This is a genomic window from Campylobacter pinnipediorum subsp. pinnipediorum (assembly GCF_002021925.1).
GTDB classification, from domain to species: Bacteria; Campylobacterota; Campylobacteria; order Campylobacterales; family Campylobacteraceae; genus Campylobacter_A; species Campylobacter_A pinnipediorum.
The window spans coordinates 621,530-640,913 of sequence record NZ_CP012546.1; the positions used below are offsets into that span (position 1 = coordinate 621,530).

Here is a 19,384-nt window from a genome sequence, read left to right on the forward strand (position 1 = left end):
ATCTATTAATTATTAGTTTTTACCCCCGCCTAGCATCTCTTTTTTAACTATCTCAACCAGTTGAGCTTTGTTTATCTGTGGTGATAATATTTTAATATAATGTTTAATACTGAAATTATTTCTAGATTTATTGCTAAATATAAATAATTTTGTATCTATGCCAAATACTATCCTGGAGTCTTCTATTAAGCTTAATATTTTTTTGGTATCAAAATTTTTTTCATTATCATCTATAAATATTAGACCATAAATTGTATTTTTTATATAATTTTCAAATTCTTCAAAGCTATCCGCAGTTGTCAAATATGTATTAAATTCAGATAATGCTCCAGCGAATATTTTATTTTCAATAGGTGATTTTTTAAATAATAAAATATTATAACTTTTTTTATATATATTATTGTTGTTTAAAAAAGTATCAAAATTTGGTATAAAACCTGCAAGTATTCTTCTTAAATTCTTTTTGCTAAATGGTTTTTTTATGTATTCATCAAATACTGTTAATGATTGTTCTGGTGATATACTTCCAGCACTAGATATCATAGCTATTATAGGGGTATGTCTTCCAATTTCATTATTTTTATATTTTTTTGCAATTTCTAAAGATTTTAGTCCGTATGCATCTGTATCCATTAAAAATAAATCAAATCTTTTGTTTTTTGTTAATTCTTCTATGTTTTTATGATCGCTTGCTGATGTTATATCAATATTATATTTTTCAAATGAATGTTTTATGATATTAAGATTTATATTATTATTTTCTATTATTAGTATTTGTGGTTTATTTAAAATAAATTTTTGAGTTGATTTTGTATCTGTATTTTTTTGTAGATATTGTAAAATTTTTATAGGTGTTAAAGGATCTTTTATACTTATAATATTTTGTGAATCATAAGATATATCTTTTGTTTTTCTTGTAAATATTATTCGATAATTTTTAATATTGTCTACTTTATTTAAGCTTGAAAAAACAGTCGGATTTAAACCTATATTTTGTAATGTTTTTTTGAAAAATATATTATAGTCTTTATCTAAATCATCGATATATGCAATAGGTATTTTGTTATTTAAATTTTGATATTCTTCTATTTCATTCATTGTTTTTAATACAATTTCAAATGAAAATTCATTACCAATATCTTTTGAGCTTTTTATTTTGAGCTTTGATTGCATACTTTTTAAATAAAGAGAGGATAGAGATAGCCAAAATTGCATATATTCATCATCTATTGTTTTTATATCAACAACATCTTCATTCTGAATAAAATTTTCAAGTGTTGAATCAGCATTATTTTTTATAGTAAATAGTATATTTGTTACATCATTGTTTTTAGAATTTATGACTTGTTTTATTTTTACTACAATTTTTGAATATTGGTTGCATTGATATATAGCGCAAAACAAAATATTAGATATTGTATTTATTATTTTATCTTTATCTCCTATAAGATTATTTTTTATTTTAGGGTCTATAAAGGTTGTATAATTTATATTTTTTTTGTTGATTTCATTAATTCTAGATTCAAGAGCTATGCTGAAAACATCTTGTGGATTAAAGACAACTTCGCTTTTTTCTAATTCGTTGTTTTCAAAATATACAGTGTTTAAAATATCATTAAATGTAGAGTATTCTTTTGAGTAATTTTCTTCTAATACGCTAAGTGCTTTTAATTGTTCAGATGAGGTGTAACTTTTTCTTAAAAATGATATACTATGAAGTTTTTCTTCTAGTTGCATTTTTTGTCTTTGAGTTGCTTTTTTTATATATTTGCTTTTAATTTTATTTAAAGTAATAATTTTTTTATATGATTTTTTTAAATTTTCATATATGTCTTTAAAATTTAAGATCGTATTGTAATTTTCTAAATTTAATTCATCTTGATTATCATAAAAAAAATCCTTTGCTAATCTGATATTTTCTTTTATAATTGTTAGCTCTTTAATTTTTTTAATAATATTGATGGTAATAAATATAAAAATCATAAGCAATGTGACTGATAATATTATATTTTGTTTATATCTTTTTAAAATAATTGAATTTTTGATAGATAATTCAGACTCTATGATATTTGAAGCTTCTAGTAAAAATATAAATTTATCTTTTTGAAAATTATCTATTAGATACAATTCTTCGTTTGTTATGTTTTTTTTCTTTAATTCTGATAGTTTATTGCCTTCTTCAAATATTTTTTTTAAATATCCACTATTTTTAGAAGTATTTAAAAAATTTATCATTCTCTCTTTTGATTCATTTTTTGGTAAAAATTTTATATCTATAAGATTTGAAATATCAGCTTGGAGCCAGTTTAATATATTATTGCTTGAAACTTGTTCGTTATTTGTTATAGCTTTTTGTATGTATTCTCTATTAAAGTTTATTTTTGACGCGTTTATATATATATCATTTAATATAATAATATATGTTCTTAATTCATTATTTAATGATTTGAGATCTAAAAATTTAGAATTTCCGTTTATCATTGAATCGTTTATATTTCTATAAAAACTTAAAAATATATAATTGCTAGTTATTCTTTGTCGTAAAATTTCAACTTGTGATTTTATTGATATTGTTTCATCTTGTTTTTCTGGCTTAAAGGAAATTAATGCATCTATGTCATCATCGGTTTTTTTTCTTAAAATATCTATATTGTAAAAATTATTTTTTTTAGAATTTACTATCTCTCTTTCTAATATAAGTGATTTTATTATATTTTTTAAAATATTTTGCTCTTTTATGCTCTCTGCTAATTTGTTGGAGTTGTAAACATAGGTAGAAAAATTATATATTTTATACAATATAAAAAAAATAGTAAAAATTAAAGGTATAATTACAATGTAATCTTTAAATTTTTTCATACATTCTCCTGATATTTAGACAAAACATTTTGTAATTCATCTATATTTTCTTTAACATTAAGTATTAATGTATTTAACTCTGAGTTGTTTGAATTTTGAATTTCTGTAAAAATTTTAACCAGGGGTGTTATATGTAATATAATTGCAGTTTCTTTTATTTTTTTTGTGATTTTTTTTATTTCTTGTATATTATGTGTAATAATTGCATTTTGTATTGCTAATTCATGTCTCTTAGTGTCTCTTATAAAAATATTCATATATGAAATAAATTCATCTTTTTCTAGGTTTAAGAAATTTCTATTTTTTTCAAGCCAAGCTTCATCAATAGATATATTTCTATGAAATTTAGATGTTTCTTTATTTTTTGTATTCTTTAGTATTGGAAGTCTAACTTCTGGAATATGAAAAATATTATCTTTTGTATTATTTTTATCTTGTGAAATTACATTTTCAATTACAAGCTCTAAGCCATAGAAGCTATCAGTGCCTTTAGTAAAAAATTCATCTATTTTAAAGATCGCGATTGCGGTTTTACCACTTTTTGTTTTTATATTAAATTTTGTTTTTGTGTTTGAATTTTCTATAATATTTTGTATAAAAGGTTTGTTAATATTTTTTGGATAATTTTGTATTATTTCGTCTATATCTTTGTACTGCGATAAAAAATCTTCTAAGTCGTGATACTCTAAAATTCCTAAAGTTTTTTTGTCTATCCCTATAATCTTATAATCTTTATTGTATATTATCAAGACTTTTCCTTAAATATTTTATCCGCAACACTTTTATTGGTTATTCTTTTTATATCATCATAACTTGATTTATATATTTTATCAAAACTTCCATAAAAATTAACTAATTTTGTAATGCTTCCCTTTGAAATTCCAAGCTTTGCTAGTTTTGAATTTTGTGTATCTTGTTTGCTTTTAATTTTTCTATGAAAGCTTATTGCAAATCTATGAGCCTCATCTCTCATTTTTTGAAAAAATAAAAGCTTTTTATCATCTGTCGCTAAATTAAATTTATTGTTTATGGTGTAAATTTTATCCTTTGCTTTGCCTTTTGCCCTATGTGCTTTTGCATCAATTTTTTCTTTTGATATAGCTATGACATCTATATTTGTTCCAGAACTTTTTAGTATTTCAACAGCTAAATTTAGCAAAGCTTCTCCGCCATCTATTATCCACAAATCAGGTGGACTTAATTTGTCAAATCTTAAAGCTCTTATTGTTAAGCTCTCTCTCATTTGATCATAATCATTTTTGTTCTCAAGATGAAAATGTCTATATTTTTCTTTTGCAAAATTTCCATTTTCATATCTTATCATACCAGCAACTGTTGCTTCTCCGAATAGATGTGAGTTGTCAAAACACTCTATCGTGTTTGGTATATGGCTTAGGTTAAAATACTCTTTTAACTCATTTAAAAAACCCATATCATTTGTTTTTATATGTTTTTGTATTGTTATTTGTGCATTTTTTTGTGCTATTTCGCAAATTTTTCTTTTTTCTCCAACTTTTGGTTGCTTGATTGAAAATTTCTTATTATGTCTTTTGTTTAAAATTTCAGCTACCAAATCCATATCTTCAAACTCATCAAATGTATAAATTTTAGTTGTTGTTACTGGTTGATTTATAGCAAAATTATCAAGTATAAAGTGCTTATATATCTCATTTATTTCGTTATTTTCTCCATCTTTTGCATTTGTTATATCGCTTTTTACACCAACTATTTTTCCTTTTTGTATGCTAAATCTTATACCGCAAAATAAATCCAAATATTTAGTTACACAAAATACCTCAAAATCTTCAAGTTTTGCTATATCAACCTCTATTTTTACCTCTAAATTTTTTATACTATTTATCTGATCTCTTATTGCTGCCGCTTGTTCGTAATTTTGTGAATTTGCATATATTTGCATTAAATTTGTTAGCTTTGGTATCATTAAACTAGGATTTTGTAAAGATATCAATGCCTCATCTACTATTTTTTTATAGTCCTCTTTTGAAATTTCATTTTCACAAGGAGCATAACATCTTTGCATTTGATAAAAAAGGCACTTTTTTTTACTCTTTAAGCACGATTTTTTTTGAATTAGTCTAAAATTTATATAAATAGCTTCCAATAAATCTTTCGAACCACTAAAAAAAGGTCCAAAATATTTTATATTTGCGCCTTGAACTATCTTTCTTGTTATTTCAAATCTTGGAAAATCTTCGTTTAAGTCTATAAAAATATAAGGGTATGTTTTATCATCTCTTAGTAAAATATTATATTTTGGTTTTAGTTGTTTTATAAATGAGTTTTCAAGTATTAATGCATCAGCTTCGCTACTAGTTACTATGTATTCAAGATGCTTTGTTTCACTTATCATTTTATAAATTCTAGGGCTTAGATTTGATGATGGGGACAAAGTCGGAGTAAAATTAAAATAACTTTTTACTCTATTAAAAAGGTTTTTGGCTTTTCCTACATATAAAAGTCTATTTTTTTCATCGAAGTATTGATATACACCAGAACTTTTTGGCAAAGTTCTTAATTCATCTAATAGCAATTATAATTTTCCTTTTATGATTTTTCTAATCTCTTCAAAATGAATATAAATTTCTTGATTTTTTGCTAAATTTTTAAACTCACCCTTGCTTTTTGGCGGTGTTTTTATGTGCTGATTGTAGTTAATAACAAGACTATTTTGTAATTGTATCTTATTTGTTACAAATATTTTTATATCTGTTACACTAGCAAAAACAGATTCTGGTCTTACCTGAACTATGGTTTTTAATAAACCTTTTATCATTTTTATATTATTATCGTAGCGCAGTTCACGAAGCAATATTGGATTTTTAAGCACTATAAATAATGTTTTGTCTTTTACATAACAAAACGATATAAATTGTTTATGGGTTTCGCTCATCATACTTATTAGCTCTTGATATTGCTTTATTTTATTGAGTTTTTCGTATAAAGGATTTTGATACACATGTTTTTCAATAATAAATTTAATATCTTTCATAAGGTTATTTTAGCATTTTTTATATTAATTTTTCTTGGAGGGTGTGGTTATAAAGCAGATCCATTTTATAGCGAAAATGTTACACAATCTAAGTATATTGATGGTTAAAATATATACTTAAAACTTAAATTTATATTGTTTTAGTAAAATACTTAGTTATTTAATTTTCATTCAAGGAGAAAAGTAGATGAAATTTCTTGGACTTATAGTCTTGTTTTTTGCAGCTGCCTTTGGTTCTGGTGCTGAGGTTGCGGTTGATCATATAGACCTTAGTACAACTTGGGCTGGCTGGTTGTGTCTTGTAGTATTTGTTATTGGATATTATTTTATAGCGGCTGAAGAGCTGTATCATGTAAATAAAGCTAAACCAGCTATATTTATAGGCACTTTTATGTTTATACTTTTGGGTATTTATATGGCCATAAATAGTATGTCTATGGAGCCTTTAAATAATGAGATAAATCATCTTATTATAGAGATTGCTCAGATAGTATTTTTCTTGATGGTTGCTATGACATATATAGAAGCATTAATAGAAAGAGATGTTTTTAATGTATTAAAATACAATTTAGTCTCAAAAGGCTATTCTTACAAAAAACTTTTTTGGCTAACTGGTGTTATTGCATTTTTCTTAAGCCCAGTAGCTGACAATCTTACAACAGCACTTATTTTATCTACTGTTCTTTTGACAATAGATAGAGAAAATAAAGCATTCTTGGTAACCGGTGCAATAAATATAGTTGTTGCAGCAAATGCTGGTGGTGCATGGAGTCCATTTGGAGATATCACAACTCTTATGGTTTGGGCGGCAGGAAAATCTCCATTTATAGATTTCTTAGCACTTTTTCCTGCTTCATTTATTGGTTGGATTATTACCGGATATTTATTGTCTTTAAAAGTTCCAGAAGGAAGTCCTCGTTTTGATGCAAAGAGTGAGAAAAAAGTTGTTATAAAACCTGGTGGTAAGGTTGTTATAGCTCTTGGAATTTCTACTATAGTTATAGCTGTTTTATGTCATCAGTTCTTCCATTTACCTGCGATGTGGGGTATGATGTTTGGTTTTTCTTTACTTACTATATTTTCATATTTATTTAAGAAGAAACACAAAGATGAAGACACTATGAATGTTTTTCACTATATGTCAAAAATAGAAAATGATACATTGTTATTTTTCTTTGGAATTTTAGCTGCTGTTGGCGCCTTGCACTATGCTGGTTTCTTAGAATATCTCATAAAACTTTATGATAGCTTCGGATTTACTAGCATAAACATTGCTGTTGGTTTTGTATCTGCTATAGTTGACAATGTTCCTGTTATGAGTGCTGTTTTAAAATCAAATCCGGCAATGGGCGATGATGAGTGGTTGCTTGTAACACTTACGGCTGGTATCGGTGGCTCTATGATAAGTTTTGGTTCAGCTGCTGGTGTTGGTGTTATGGGTAAATTAAGAGGTATTTATACTTTTGGTGCTCATATGTCTCAGGCTTGGAAAGTGGTTGTTGGATATATCATTTCTCTTGTTATATGGTATATTCAATTTGAAATTTTAGGATGGTATTAATGAAAAAAGCTGATATTATTGTTTTGGATTTTGGTTCTCAATATACACAATTGATAGCTAGACGCCTTAGGGAGCAGGGGTTTTATGCTGAGCTTTTGCCTTTTAATTCAAAGCTTGAGGATATAAAATCAAAACAGCCTAAGGGTATCATTCTTAGCGGTGGGCCAGCAAGTGTTTATGCTAATGATGCCTATTTCTGTGATGAAGGTGTTTTTGAGCTTGGAATTCCTGTGCTTGGAGTTTGTTATGGTATGCAACTTATAGCTCATCATTTTGGCGGTAGTGTTATACCTGCTAGAGAAAAAGAGTATGGCAAGGCTGAGCTATTTTTTGATGTTAATCATCCTCTTTTTGAAAATACCAAAGATGGTCAAATCGTATGGATGAGTCATTCTGATAAGGTTGAAAACCTGCCTTCAAATTTTAAAGTTTTAGCTAAGTCAAAGCACTCTGATTTTTGTGCTTATGGCGATGATGAACATAAAATTTATGCTTTACAATTTCACCCTGAAGTAGCTCATAGTGAATCAGGCGATACTATTTTGAAAAATTTTGCAAAGTTGATATGTAAATGCGAAAGCAACTGGAATATGGGAAATTTTGCAAAAGAACAGATTGCTAAAATAAAAGAAAAAGTTGGTAATGATAAAGTTCTTTGTGCTGTAAGCGGTGGTGTTGATAGCTCTGTTGTTGCGGCTTTGTTGGCTCATTCTGTCCCTGATAATTTGATAGTAGTTTTTGTTGATAATGGTCTTCTTAGAACAAGAGAGCGAGAGCAAGTAGAAAATATATTTAAGAGTAAACTCGGTGTTGATTTGATTGTTATTGATGCTAGTGAGTTGTTTTTAGGAAGATTAGCTGGAGTTGTAGACCCTGAACAAAAGCGTAAAATAATAGGCAATACCTTTATTGAAGTTTTTGAAGAAGAGGCAAAAAAACATGAAAATGTAAAATACCTAGCTCAAGGCACACTCTATACAGACATTATAGAAAGTAGTGTTGTTGGTTCTAGTAAAACAATAAAAAGCCATCATAATGTAGGTGGTTTGCCTGATTGGATGAAATTTGAGCTTATAGAGCCTTTAAAAGAGATATTTAAAGATGAGGTTAGGGTGCTTGGACTAGAACTTGGTCTTAGTAAAGATTTGGTTTATCGTCATCCATTCCCAGGGCCAGGGCTTGCTATACGTATAATGGGCGAAGTAAATGAGCCTAGCTTGGAATTACTAAGAGCTGCTGATGTTATACTTAGAGATGAGCTTAAATCTAGTGGCTGGTATAATAAGACTTGGCAGGCATTTTGTGTGCTTTTAAATGTCAAATCAGTAGGCGTTATGGGTGATAATAGAACCTATGAAAACGCTGTTTGTATACGTGTTGTTGATGCTAGTGATGGTATGACAGCTAGTTTTTCAAGACTTCCTTATGAGTTACTTGAAAATGTAAGCCGCCGTATTATAAATGAAGTTAATGGCATAAACCGTGTTGTTTATGATATTAGCTCAAAACCACCTGCTACTATTGAGTGGGAGTAAAATTGAAAACCCCTTAAAACCTTTTATATCAAGGTTTTAGGGGATTGTTTTTTTATTTTTGGTTGCATTTTGGTTGTAATTTATTTTTTAGAATAGATATTATTTAATTTTATTTTTACTATCAGCTATATTGATAGGCGTTTTTTTATCCATATCTTTATTTGGAAATTGTGCTTTCCAATTTTCATATTCATCTTCATCTATATCAAAACTATAAAAATCATCTCTTAGTTTTGCCCATTTCATAATAAATTTATTTATGTCATTTCCAATTTTATAGTGATCATTAAATTGAAGAACTACATTCTTATCTCCATTGTCGGACTCATTTATAATTGGTTCAAGGTTACAATAATTTTCTAAATAGAATAATGCGTGCATTGTACCTTCATAAGTTTCAAAATCAGGCAGTTTCAATTCATAAATGCTGATGTTTAATGCACTGGATATTTTCAGTAATTGTTCATTAGAAGGATTACAGTTTTCTATTTCATAATTTCTAATAGCAGGCTCACTCATGCCAGAGAGTTCTGCTAATTTTTTTGTGAGTAGCCTTGTTTAAGTCTATAAAACTTAATTTTTTCTCCAATCATCATTTTTTCAACCCCCCCCCATTTTTTTTATTGGAATTATAAGTATTATATCACATTCAGTTCAAAATTGAACCGATTAACGAAAGGAGAATAGTAATGGAAAATCAAAAATTTAAACAAGAAACAAGTGATATGCTCATCCGAGTTGATACTATTGTAAAGGATTTACAAATTTCTAAACCATTAGCGTATAAGCTGATGAAAGAAATGAATGATGAATTAAAAAAAGAAGGCTATCTAACTATAGCAGATAGAGTGCCAAGAACATATTACCACAAGAGATTTTTTGGACTCCAATCGGAATCAAGATAAGAGGAAGTATGTCAGTAAATAAAGAAAAAAATGGAAAATGCACAGTCTATGTAAAATATACAGATTGGCAAGGAAAAAGAAAAGCTAAGCATAAAAGAGGTTTTATAACAAAACGAGAAGCTTTGGAATGGGAAAGAGAGTTTATAACTTCTAAATCGCTAGATATGAATATGAAGTTTGAAACTTTTGTTGATATTTATATGAAAGATAAAAAACCAAGATTGAAATTAAATACATTTATTTCAAAACAGTATATTATAAGAGATAAGATACTACCATATTTCAAAGATAAAATTACATCAGATATTAAAAACATCTGATGTAATTAAGTTGCAAAACGAGTTGATTTTATTTAGAGATGAAGAAGGAAAGCCATATTCACAAACTTATTTAAGAACTGTTCAAAATCAGTTGTCAGCAATTTTGAATCACGCTTGTAGATTTTATGGCTTAGGCTCAAATGTATCTACGAAAGTAGGAAAAATTGGCAAAGCAAGGTCAAGTAAGATGAATTTTTGGACAAAAGATGAGTTTATGAATTTTTCAGAAGTGATGAAAAATAGACCTAAATCATATTATGCTTTTCAATTATTATTTTTGTGTAGTATGCGAGTTGGAGAGGTTTTAGCACTAACTCCAAATGATATAAAACTAGATGAGAAAAAAATAATCATTAGTAAGTCATATTAAAGAATAGAGGGAAAAGACCATATTGCCAGTCCAAAGACATAAAAAAGCAATAGAAAAATTACAATTCCAAATTTTTTAGTAGATTTGATTAAAGAATATATGGATATTTTATATGGAATAAAATCAAACGAAAGGTTCTTTTCTTTTAGTGGGCCATATCTTAATAAAGAAATTATAAGAGGTGCAGAAATGGCTGGAATAAAAAGAATTAGAGTCCACGATTTTAAACATTCTCACGTTGCATACTTAATAGATTTAGGTTTTTCTCCAGTAGTAATAGCTAATAGATTAGGTCACGAAAGTATAGAAATAACTTTTAATTATGCCCATCTATATCCATCTAAACAAATAGAAGTGCCAGATAGATTAGACAATGAAATGGAGGAATAAAATGAGCAAAATATTTATTAGAAGTTCACTTTTAAGGAGTAATACACCTAAGCCGGTTATCAAAAAAAGAAAACGAAATAAGATAGTTAATTTTAGCATGACACCTGAAGAAAGTATAATAAAGTTAAAATGTCAGGTTTGGCAAAGCAAGAATATACAACAGAGTCAGTTTTAAATAATTCAGTCACAACAATAAGTAATAGTAAATCTTTTAGTGAAATCAAGAAGATATTATTTAGAATTTATGAAAAGCTAACGGATAATACTACTAATGCTATTATAGATGAAATTGACATTTATGCACTTAAAACAGTTGTAGAAATGATAGAGAGGTTACAAGATGAATGAGCTTATTAAAAAGAAAAAATCTCCCAGTCCAAAGACCAGGAGAAATGAATAATTTAATTTAATAAAACATTCCTTAGACAAGAATAGTTTATCATTAAAAAGCCAAATATTCAATCCAAAGAGAACAAGTTTTTCTTTTTTAGTAAACCATAATAGGAGGACTTGCAGATGAAACACTATACTATAGAAACTCCTTTTGATACATTAAATAGGTTTATTGTAGAAAATATAATTGCAGATAAGAGCATATCTTTAATCGTTGCGTCCCCAAAAAAGGGAAGGACTGCTTTAGGTTTAAATCTAGCCTTATGTGTAAATGCCGGAATAGATTTTTTAGAGAAGAAAGTAAGACAAACTAAAGTAGTTTATTATTGCAACGAACTTTCAAGAACGGTAATTCAAGAAAGGGTTAAAAAAATAGAGATTCCTTGTTTGCCGAGTCTGAAATTTTATAATGGTACAAGTTGTGTTACCTTCGAAGAATTTGAAGAAATGATTGAAAAAAATATCCAAGAGGGATATAAACTTTTTGTTGTAGATACCTTTTCTAAAATCAAATATGAGAGAAATTTAATGCCAATGATTACAACGACACTTATGAAGTGATGGCGAAGTATTATAGCCTAGTTGAGAAATATGGCTGTACTTTTATAATGATGTATTATACAAAAAAAAGATAATTCAGTTAATAGTGTCAGCAAAAAAGTAATTGGATCGCAGGCATTATCAGGTTCAGTAGATACTATTATAGCCATAGATAAAAATTCAGATTTGACACAGAGTTTAGACTAAATATCACTAGCAGACTGTTTGAGTCAAATATCTATGATGTGAAATTAAATACGGAAAAAAGATACTGAAATTAGATAAAATTGACCCAATAACTACCCTAGAGCCATCTATTCAAAAATTAGTTCAGTCTATGCCAAAGAAGAGAAAGAAGCAAAAGGAACGATTGTAGATATCTGTTCTAAAATCAACCTTGATATTGAAAGTCCACAACAGTTTGGCAAGACCTTAAAGAGAAATATAGGGATACTGAAAAAGTATGGAATTAGTATATCGGTTAAGCGAAAAAGCAAGGGGAGAATCTACGAACTTCACCTACAAAGCAGATGAAGAATCAAGTGAATAGAAGAAATAATTGTACCGTTCATTTTATGGTAAATAAAGATGAAATGAAAGAATTAAACAACAGATTTGAGCTATCAGGATATAGGACAAAATAAGAGTTTTACCGAGATGCCATCTTTAAGAATAAGATTATCAGCATAGATATATCCGGAGAATTTAGAAAAGAATTAAGAGAAATAACTTCTCTTGCAAGTAGAAATTCAGCAAACTTAAACCAAATAACAAACCATATAAACAGCACAGGAGTAATTTACAAAAAAGATATTGAATTAATGTATTCCGGATTAGAACTGGAGTTGTCATTTCTTACGGAATTTAGAGAAAAAGTTTCAAACTACATCATCAATAAGGTAATAAGCTAATGGCAGTTACAAAGATACATCCCATAAAAAGCACCCTTAAAAAAGCTATAGATTATATTTGTAATGGAGATAAAACAGATGAAGAAATCTTTGTCAGCACCCATTTATGTTTAAGAGAAAATGTACACAAAGAATTTGAACTTACTAAAAGAGAATTTAACTCAAGAACAAAAACATTAGCCCAGCACCTGATCCAATCTTTTGCCCTAAATGAAGTGTCAGCAGAAGAAGCACATCAGGTAGTTATCGAACTTTGCGATACCATACTGGCTGGAAAATATGAGTATGTTCTAGCTACCCATATCGACAACGACTATATCCATAAACATTATATTTAATTCTATCGATGTTGATGAGGGCAAGGTTTATAAGTCTTATTACGGCTCCTATATGAAGATTAGAAATGAAAGCGACAGGTTATGTAGAGAACATAATTTATCGGTGATAGATAATGAAACAAAAGAAATCATAAAGAGTATCAATACTAGAAAATTCAAAAGTTGGTACGACTAGGAAACCCATCAAAAAGGAAAAAGTTACAAGTCCAAACTACAATTTAACATTGATAGAGCCATTGAACATTCTCTAAACTATGAGCATTTTTTATCTACTATGAAAGACTATGGTTATGAAATCAAAGAGGGAAAACACATTGCTTTTAGAGAGAAAAATCAAAAGAGATTTACGAGAGCAAAGAGCATAGACGAAAATTATACGGAAGAAAAAATCAAAGAGCGAATACAGGATAAACTCTTAGGAAATGCTGAGCTGGAAAACATTATAAATGTTAAAGATAAAAGAATTAGTGAAAAGATGAGTGGAAATAAAGTCTATGGCGATAAAATCACTTATGAAAATATGAGAATAATGAGTAAGACTCTTATTGAAATAAGAAATTTAGGAATAAAGGACTTTGGAAGTTTAGACAAAGAACTCTCCAAAATAAAAACAGAACTTTCAGAAAAAAGAGAAAAATTAAGTTTACTAGATACAGAATACTCCAGACGAAAAGATGTTATGGCAGACTTTGAAAATTTAATAGCGAAAAAATCCCACTATGATGGCTATAAGAAAAATCCAAAAGACAAGATATATATGATAATGAACGGAAAAGATGTTGAAAAATATCAGGCATCCCATGAAGTGGTGGATATGTTTTTAAGGCAATTTCCCCACCTAAAAGACTTTATCAATATTGATAAGATAGACAAAAAGACAATGAAAAAAATCAACACTTATTATGAAAATCTATGTAAAAAACAGAACAAAATGGTGGATGAATACAATCAATTAGTAGACAGATATGAAAAGCTGGAAAAGATAAAGAACAACGTTGATGCCTATTTATATAGAGGACAAAATAGCGTCAAAAAACAAAGTTGGATTGAATCCGTTATGAACAAATATAAAGAAGATGAAAACAGGGAAAGAGAGAAAAAACAAAGAAAAAATCAAGAAACGAAATGGAATTATAGGAGGGAAAAATGTATAGCAGAGAAGATATAAGAAGAGCAAATGATGTAAGCATTATAAATTATTTGGAACAAAATGTACAAAAACTAATTAGAAAAGGTAGAGATACCATCAGTCTAGCAGAACGCGAAAGTTTAATCATTACCCCAAGTCAAAATAAGTGGTACTGGTTTTCAAGGCAAATAGGTGGATTGGATTACTGGACTTTGTAAAAAAATATGAGGGACTTGATTTTAAGTCAGCGATGGAAAAAATCACAGGAAGTGGCGCTCGGTATTCTTCTTTTAATAAATCGGATAGCAAGCTTATAAAAAAAGAAAAAGACTTTATTTTACCGGCAAAGGTAGATGATATAAGCAAGGTGTATCAATATCTATGCGAGATTAGAAAAATCAAAAAAAGAGTTAGTGGATAGAATGATAGCTGAAAATAAATTATATCAAGATAATAGGAACAACTGTGTATTTGTAGGTTATGATATGGCAGGTATTCCAAGATATGCACTAAGGGTTGGAACGAATCAAAGTATAAATTTAAAGGGCGAAGTAAGGGGCAGTGATAAAGCCTTTGCTTCTAGTCCCAGATGCAATCATAAATCGGATAATATAGCAGTCTTTGAAAGTGTAATAGATGCACTTAGTTATGAGAGCATGAACTCAGCAGAGAATTTAAATACACTAGCCTTACCAGGTATATCAAGTTTAAGACTGGAGCAATATTTAAAGGAAAATCCACAAACTAAAACCATAATCTTAATGCTTGATAATGACGAAACCGGGATAAACGCAAGTAAGGAATTAGCATCTAAGTATTCAGAGAAAGGCTATAATGTGATGATTCATCTACCTAGAAAGCATAAAGACTGGAATGAGGAACTTGTTTCGCAAAGATAGTATAATGATACTAATATGTATTATGTGAGAGTAGTTAATACTATCTTTGCTGTAATAAAATCATATTAAATTTTTCTCAATTGAATTTGTGTAGGGGAAGTAAATAAAACTTCAATATAATCTCCTACACAGATATTGGCGTAATATATCCAAGGGGATAATATTTTTAGATTTCCATTACCACTAAGGTTTTTAGCGTATATATCGCCAGCAGTACTGCAACCAGAGGCTTTTAGTATCCCGGTTGAATGTAATTTGTTATTTACAAATGCGAAATACTCAAAAATATTAACACCTAGTTTATCTATGCCTAGCTTATTCGAGTTGAAAATATTATACTTATGAGCAAATTTAGTTGGAATGGGAATATACGTTTCGCCATAAATAGGTTCTCTAGATGATGTGTATCTATAAGTTCCCTATTTTAAGTGAGTATTCAGTAGTTTGACAGTAAATTTGTCTCCTGATTTTGGCATAATATCCCTCCTTTAATTTAAAAATTAATATAAACTTGTATTGTACTTAAATTAATTATCGTCATATGTATGTTGTATATTAACATAATATATAGTAAAAAAACAAAAATATGATAGAATAAAAAAATATTTATTAAAAGTAAGGAGGTTTTCTATTGTCAAATAATTTTTTTGAAAATCAAAGCGATGGAAAAAGAAAGTTATATATAGACTTACTAGAAGTTACAGGTTCATTATCTAATCTTTTTGCTGAAAGTAGTAATCCATTCTTATATTATAGAGCAATGGAGAATATTTTTTGTAAAGCTTTTGATGCTGAAAACTTATCAAGAAGTGATGTATCGGCAGATGCTGGAAAAGATGGTATAGGAATAGGACTTAAAACTTTTTTGCAAAACAATGGTAATACTTTTCAAAAAGTTGCTGAATTTAACAAAGACTCAAATGTTCTTAGAAATTTAAAAGATATGGAATTAGTTAAAAAAGTTGCAAGTATGAGGAATGAAAGAATAAAGTCAACTATGAGAATATGTGGGCTTAACGATATGATGTATCATTTAGTTACTAGAAGTGATAAGTATATGGCAATATATGAAGAACATATGGATTTAATAGATATAGACAGTATAAGAATAACAAAGAAAAACAAGAACACAATACATTTTAGTGATAATATTCACGACTACAGTTTTAGTTTATCTAAAAGTACATTATTAAAAAGGTTTGATACTTCTGATACTAGAAAAATATTTGGGTTTTATGTAGATATATTAGATAATCCATATGATTTTTTGTTATCTATTGAATCTAGAAAAGATGATGTAGATAAAATTAAGCTAATAAATACAAATGATGATATAGTTGATTATATCATTCTACCATTGTATAGTCCTAAGACAAATGAAGTAGAGGAACGCTCCGGTCTGAATCAATGGAATGCAAGGGGACGCAAAAGAAATGAGAATGAAGTATATATAGCAATTCCTAGTTTTATACATAAGAATAAAAAGAATTTTTTTGAATATAACACTGATGATTATAAGACAGAGCCTTTTAATGTTAAATTACCAAATGGAAAAATTTTGAATATGAAAGTCGCTCAGCAAGGAGGTAAAGCCTTAATGAGTAATCCCAATTCAGCCTTAGGGGAGTGGATTTTAAGGGAAATATTAGAACTAAAACCTATGGAACTTGTAACAAAAGAGCAATTAGATATTATAGGTATAGATAGTGTTAAATTATCTAAAAGTAAAGCTGGAATATTTTATTTAGATTTTCTTAAATCGGGAAGCTTTGAGGAATTTGAAGAAAAGTATAGAGAAGAATATAAGCAAAAATAATTTACAATAAACACTATATAAATAGTGTTTATTGTAAACAATAGTATTTTGAGGCGTGCCACAAAAAATGGAGGTGCAAAATGAAAGTAGCAGGTTTTTTTGCAGGTGTAGGTGGAATAGAATTAGGGTTTCAACAAGCAGGTTTTGAAGTTGTTTGGTCTAATGAAATTGACAAAAAAGCTGCAATCACATTTAAATACAATCATTCTAGTAAGCTAATAGTAGATGATATATATAATATAAAAAGTGAGGATGTTCCTGATGTTGATATTATAGTTGGTGGTTTTCCTTGTCAAGCGTTTTCAGTAGCTGGATATCAAAAAGGTTTTGAAGATGAACGAGGAGAAGTTTTTTTTAAATTAGCACAAATAATTAGTAAAAAAAATCCAAGAGTCATATTTATTGAAAATGTAAAAAATCTATTATCTCATGATAAAGGGAATACCTATAGAGTAATAAAGGAAACTCTTGAAAGTTATGGGTATCATCTTAAAACAATGGTTTTAAATGCAAGTGAATATGGTAACATACCACAAAATAGAGAAAGAATTTATATAATTGGCTTTTTAGATGAAGAAGATTTATATAATTTTAGGAGCATAGAACCTGAAGTGCTATCTAAAAAAGTATCAGATATTATAGATTTTAACAAAAAAGTAGATAATAAATATTACTATACAGAAGAATCGTGTAAGTTTTACGATACATTAAAAAGTGAAGTAAAAAATGAGGAAACCTTATATCAATGGCGTAGAGTGTATGTTAGAGAAAACAAATCCAATTTATGCCCAACATTAACAGCAAATATGGGGACTGGTGGTCATAATGTGCCAATTGTTTTAACAAAGTATGGAATTAGAAAATTAACTCCAAAAGAGTGTTTTATGTTTCAGGGATATCCTAGTGAATTTAAATTGCCAAATGATGTAGCTATGAGTCATTTATATAAGCAAGCAGGAAATTCAGTTGTAGTACCAGTTATATATCGTTTAGCTAGTGAAATAAAGGAATCTCTCAAACGGACTGATATGAGCAAACTAAAAGTAGGAACTACAAGTAGTAATGTCGATTTTTCAGAAAGAAAAGAAAGAGTGTTTGCATTAGGTTAGAAAAATTAAGAGGTAGAATATTATAATTATTGAAGCTGGTTGCAAAAATTTGTCTAAATCAAGATTTTAAGTATTATATATATAAAAGATATATTGTCAATGTAGTTAAATATTAAGTTTATCAGAGAATATATATAATATTGATTGAGTGGGAGTAGTTAAAAAAACAGGCTGTAAAGCTTTATAAATAGCCATTTTGTGAGTGTTGCGCTTGTAAAATTTACAAATGAGTTACTTAAAGAGTAATTCTTTGGGTGATATTGAAGAAAAGGCAACTGAGATTTTTGATTTTAGTTGCTTTTTGTTAATAATAAATTATGGGTTTAATGCTGCTTTCATTGAAACATTGAGTAGTTCTACAGCAATAGCTTTAGCTATCTATATTGTGAATGGTAGGGCTTTTTCTTTTATTACTTTCTTGATATATTCCATGTTATATCTTCTCTGGTTTTATCTAAAAAATTATTCCTATATCTCTTTTTAAACTCAGTACCCCCTGTATGAGTTATAAAATTTTGTTATGTCAAAGATTCTGTTTTATAATAAATTATTTTCTTTCAGGCATTCAACCATCTTTTTAGAATTTCATCACGACTTAGTTCTTCAAATTCTTTCTGTGTAAGCGGTAATAAATAGTATTCGATAGATTTATTTTTTATAGAATTAAACTGCTCTTTTGTAATAGAATAAAACTCCAAGTCAAACAAATTACTAGATGGCTCTCTCAAGATTTACATACATCACCATTAAAGAGATATTTCTTGTCATTGTCTTATCTATATCGTAAGTCTAAATAAACAAGAAAGGATAAAAAATATGATAAAAATGTATGTTAATGCTGAGAAGACTAGTAAAGATTGGAATGGAAGGTTTTAAAATCCAAGGCATACAAAATGATAAAAACATTAAATAAAATAATGTTAAAAGACAATCCAAACTTAATAGTGATTGCAGGCAATGTTAATTGAAAATTTTATTAAGAAAACCACCGTTATGAATAAGTGAAAGAAGTGTAAGTGGTGATGTGTTAGTAAGCAAGGATAAAGAAAGAGTTGCATGGAAAATTTATTTAAGGTATGTTGATTATGCTGGAGATGATATGGATAGATTGTTGTCACCTATTTTAAAAAGAGGTGAGCAAGAGAAAAGAAAGTATACTCGGTAAAATAAGACATATTATTGAGGTGTTTTTTGGTGTTTGAAATAGTCCAATATTAAGTATTGTATCAAGTATGGATTTTATTATTTTTTGAAGAGCTTTATTATAATAAATCAAATAGATATTGTAATCTATTTGAT

The 19,384-nt window shown here is 28.1% G+C and carries 20 protein-coding genes and 2 pseudogenes; 16 read left to right on the plus strand and 6 right to left on the minus strand.

The features are described from left to right. Positions 1–12: 12 nt before the first annotated feature. Genes CPIN17260_RS03250 through CPIN17260_RS03265 form a run of 4 tightly spaced genes read right to left on the minus strand, consistent with a single transcriptional unit; the run spans position 13 to position 5,869 of the window. The gene (locus CPIN17260_RS03250; RefSeq protein ID WP_078397984.1) at positions 13–2,859 is read right to left on the minus strand and encodes a response regulator; all 2,847 of its coding nucleotides are present in this window, start codon (positions 2,857–2,859) and stop codon (positions 13–15) included. Then, positions 2,856–3,608, minus strand: a complete 753-nt coding sequence (locus tag CPIN17260_RS03255; RefSeq protein WP_069637223.1) for a hypothetical protein — start codon at positions 3,606–3,608, stop codon at positions 2,856–2,858. Before CPIN17260_RS03255 ends, CPIN17260_RS03250 begins: the two co-directional genes overlap by 4 nt. After that, entirely contained in the window at positions 3,605–5,410 is a 1,806-nt protein-coding gene (uvrC, locus tag CPIN17260_RS03260) for an excinuclease ABC subunit UvrC (protein ID WP_069632808.1), read from the minus strand. The genes CPIN17260_RS03255 and uvrC overlap by 4 nt, the downstream gene beginning before the upstream one ends. Then, a complete protein-coding gene (locus tag CPIN17260_RS03265; protein WP_069632807.1) occupies positions 5,411–5,869 on the minus strand; it encodes a hypothetical protein in 459 nt (152 codons plus the stop codon). 187 nt (positions 5,870–6,056) lie between these two features. Between CPIN17260_RS03265 and nhaD the strand changes: the two genes are divergently transcribed. Then, positions 6,057–7,430 carry a sodium:proton antiporter NhaD gene (gene nhaD / locus CPIN17260_RS03270; protein ID WP_069636929.1) on the plus strand — a complete coding sequence of 458 codons (1,374 nt, stop codon included), beginning with the start codon at positions 6,057–6,059 and terminating at the stop codon, positions 7,428–7,430. Then, positions 7,430–8,965 carry a glutamine-hydrolyzing GMP synthase gene (gene guaA, locus CPIN17260_RS03275; protein WP_078415380.1) on the plus strand — a complete coding sequence of 512 codons (1,536 nt, stop codon included), beginning with the start codon at positions 7,430–7,432 and terminating at the stop codon, positions 8,963–8,965. Before nhaD ends, guaA begins: the two co-directional genes overlap by 1 nt. A 99-nt stretch (positions 8,966–9,064) precedes the next feature. Here guaA and CPIN17260_RS03280 read toward each other — a convergent pair. Further along, positions 9,065–9,496, minus strand: a pseudogene (locus tag CPIN17260_RS03280) (helix-turn-helix domain-containing protein); the annotation flags it as partial. A 158-nt stretch (positions 9,497–9,654) separates the two neighbouring features. On the opposite strand from CPIN17260_RS03280, the gene CPIN17260_RS03285 reads away from it, so the two are divergent. The 13 genes and pseudogenes from CPIN17260_RS03285 (at position 9,655) to dcm (ending at position 18,085) form a co-directional block, all read left to right on the plus strand. Next, entirely contained in the window at positions 9,655–9,870 is a 216-nt protein-coding gene (locus tag CPIN17260_RS03285) for a hypothetical protein (RefSeq protein ID WP_078440552.1), read from the plus strand. A gap of 8 nt (positions 9,871–9,878) precedes the next feature. Continuing rightward, positions 9,879–10,190: an Arm DNA-binding domain-containing protein gene (locus CPIN17260_RS09340; RefSeq protein WP_226996993.1), complete on the plus strand. Its 312-nt coding sequence runs from the start codon at positions 9,879–9,881 to the stop codon at positions 10,188–10,190. Between the two features lie 10 nt (positions 10,191–10,200). Continuing rightward, positions 10,201–10,560 carry a site-specific integrase gene (locus tag CPIN17260_RS09345; protein WP_219335892.1) on the plus strand — a complete coding sequence of 120 codons (360 nt, stop codon included), beginning with the start codon at positions 10,201–10,203 and terminating at the stop codon, positions 10,558–10,560. 99 nt (positions 10,561–10,659) lie between these two features. Beyond that, on the plus strand, positions 10,660–10,950 hold the full coding sequence (locus CPIN17260_RS09350) for a tyrosine-type recombinase/integrase (RefSeq protein WP_226996994.1): 291 nt from the start codon (positions 10,660–10,662) through the stop codon (positions 10,948–10,950). A 129-nt stretch (positions 10,951–11,079) separates the two neighbouring features. Then, on the plus strand, positions 11,080–11,298 hold the full coding sequence (locus CPIN17260_RS03295; RefSeq protein WP_078415382.1) for a hypothetical protein: 219 nt from the start codon (positions 11,080–11,082) through the stop codon (positions 11,296–11,298). Between the two features lie 168 nt (positions 11,299–11,466). Beyond that, positions 11,467–11,904 carry an AAA family ATPase gene (locus tag CPIN17260_RS09355; RefSeq protein WP_219335894.1) on the plus strand — a complete coding sequence of 146 codons (438 nt, stop codon included), beginning with the start codon at positions 11,467–11,469 and terminating at the stop codon, positions 11,902–11,904. An 889-nt stretch (positions 11,905–12,793) separates the two neighbouring features. Beyond that, positions 12,794–13,307, plus strand: a pseudogene (locus tag CPIN17260_RS09360) (relaxase/mobilization nuclease domain-containing protein). A gap of 99 nt (positions 13,308–13,406) precedes the next feature. Continuing rightward, positions 13,407–14,300: a hypothetical protein gene (locus CPIN17260_RS09365; RefSeq protein WP_226996996.1), complete on the plus strand. Its 894-nt coding sequence runs from the start codon at positions 13,407–13,409 to the stop codon at positions 14,298–14,300. Beyond that, positions 14,279–14,479, plus strand: coding sequence for a hypothetical protein (locus CPIN17260_RS03320; RefSeq protein ID WP_078440553.1), 201 nt, complete (start codon positions 14,279–14,281; stop codon positions 14,477–14,479). The genes CPIN17260_RS09365 and CPIN17260_RS03320 overlap by 22 nt, the downstream gene beginning before the upstream one ends. Positions 14,480–14,511: 32 nt before the next feature. Further along, complete coding sequence (locus tag CPIN17260_RS09115) at positions 14,512–14,682, plus strand: hypothetical protein (protein WP_153300926.1); 171 nt, start codon at positions 14,512–14,514, stop codon at positions 14,680–14,682. A gap of 1 nt (position 14,683) precedes the next feature. Further along, positions 14,684–15,160 (plus strand): toprim domain-containing protein, encoded by a 477-nt coding sequence (locus CPIN17260_RS03325; RefSeq protein ID WP_069632798.1) that lies wholly within the window; start codon positions 14,684–14,686, stop codon positions 15,158–15,160. 631 nt (positions 15,161–15,791) lie between these two features. Then, entirely contained in the window at positions 15,792–16,976 is a 1,185-nt protein-coding gene (locus CPIN17260_RS03335) for a phospholipase D-like domain-containing protein (RefSeq protein ID WP_078440554.1), read from the plus strand. Between the two features lie 80 nt (positions 16,977–17,056). After that, positions 17,057–18,085, plus strand: a complete 1,029-nt coding sequence (dcm, locus tag CPIN17260_RS03340; RefSeq protein WP_078387543.1) for a DNA cytosine methyltransferase — start codon at positions 17,057–17,059, stop codon at positions 18,083–18,085. A gap of 557 nt (positions 18,086–18,642) precedes the next feature. Here the strand turns inward: dcm and CPIN17260_RS03350 are convergent. Then, positions 18,643–18,813 carry a hypothetical protein gene (locus CPIN17260_RS03350; protein ID WP_198926599.1) on the minus strand — a complete coding sequence of 57 codons (171 nt, stop codon included), beginning with the start codon at positions 18,811–18,813 and terminating at the stop codon, positions 18,643–18,645. A gap of 296 nt (positions 18,814–19,109) precedes the next feature. Between CPIN17260_RS03350 and CPIN17260_RS09120 the strand changes: the two genes are divergently transcribed. After that, positions 19,110–19,250: a hypothetical protein gene (locus tag CPIN17260_RS09120; protein WP_153300787.1), complete on the plus strand. Its 141-nt coding sequence runs from the start codon at positions 19,110–19,112 to the stop codon at positions 19,248–19,250. Positions 19,251–19,384 lie beyond the last annotated feature (134 nt).

What these genes read in the sequence shown, in the direction of transcription:
- CPIN17260_RS03250 (WP_078397984.1), bottom strand. Translation starts at nt 2,859, where the DNA reads ATGAAAAAATTTAAAGATTACATTGTAATTATACCTTTAATTTTTACT.
- CPIN17260_RS03265 (WP_069632807.1), bottom strand. Translation starts at nt 5,869, where the DNA reads ATGAAAGATATTAAATTTATTATTGAAAAACATGTGTATCAAAATCCT.
- nhaD (WP_069636929.1), top strand. Translation starts at nt 6,057, where the DNA reads ATGAAATTTCTTGGACTTATAGTCTTGTTTTTTGCAGCTGCCTTTGGT.
- guaA (WP_078415380.1), top strand. Translation starts at nt 7,430, where the DNA reads ATGAAAAAAGCTGATATTATTGTTTTGGATTTTGGTTCTCAATATACA.
- CPIN17260_RS03285 (WP_078440552.1), top strand. Translation starts at nt 9,655, where the DNA reads ATGGAAAATCAAAAATTTAAACAAGAAACAAGTGATATGCTCATCCGA.
- CPIN17260_RS09340 (WP_226996993.1), top strand. Translation starts at nt 9,879, where the DNA reads ATGTCAGTAAATAAAGAAAAAAATGGAAAATGCACAGTCTATGTAAAA.
- CPIN17260_RS09350 (WP_226996994.1), top strand. Translation starts at nt 10,660, where the DNA reads ATGGATATTTTATATGGAATAAAATCAAACGAAAGGTTCTTTTCTTTT.
- CPIN17260_RS03295 (WP_078415382.1), top strand. Translation starts at nt 11,080, where the DNA reads ATGTCAGGTTTGGCAAAGCAAGAATATACAACAGAGTCAGTTTTAAAT.
- CPIN17260_RS09355 (WP_219335894.1), top strand. Translation starts at nt 11,467, where the DNA reads ATGAAACACTATACTATAGAAACTCCTTTTGATACATTAAATAGGTTT.
- CPIN17260_RS09365 (WP_226996996.1), top strand. Translation starts at nt 13,407, where the DNA reads ATGAAAGACTATGGTTATGAAATCAAAGAGGGAAAACACATTGCTTTT.
- CPIN17260_RS03320 (WP_078440553.1), top strand. Translation starts at nt 14,279, where the DNA reads ATGTATAGCAGAGAAGATATAAGAAGAGCAAATGATGTAAGCATTATA.
- CPIN17260_RS09115 (WP_153300926.1), top strand. Translation starts at nt 14,512, where the DNA reads ATGGAAAAAATCACAGGAAGTGGCGCTCGGTATTCTTCTTTTAATAAA.
- CPIN17260_RS03325 (WP_069632798.1), top strand. Translation starts at nt 14,684, where the DNA reads ATGATAGCTGAAAATAAATTATATCAAGATAATAGGAACAACTGTGTA.
- dcm (WP_078387543.1), top strand. Translation starts at nt 17,057, where the DNA reads ATGAAAGTAGCAGGTTTTTTTGCAGGTGTAGGTGGAATAGAATTAGGG.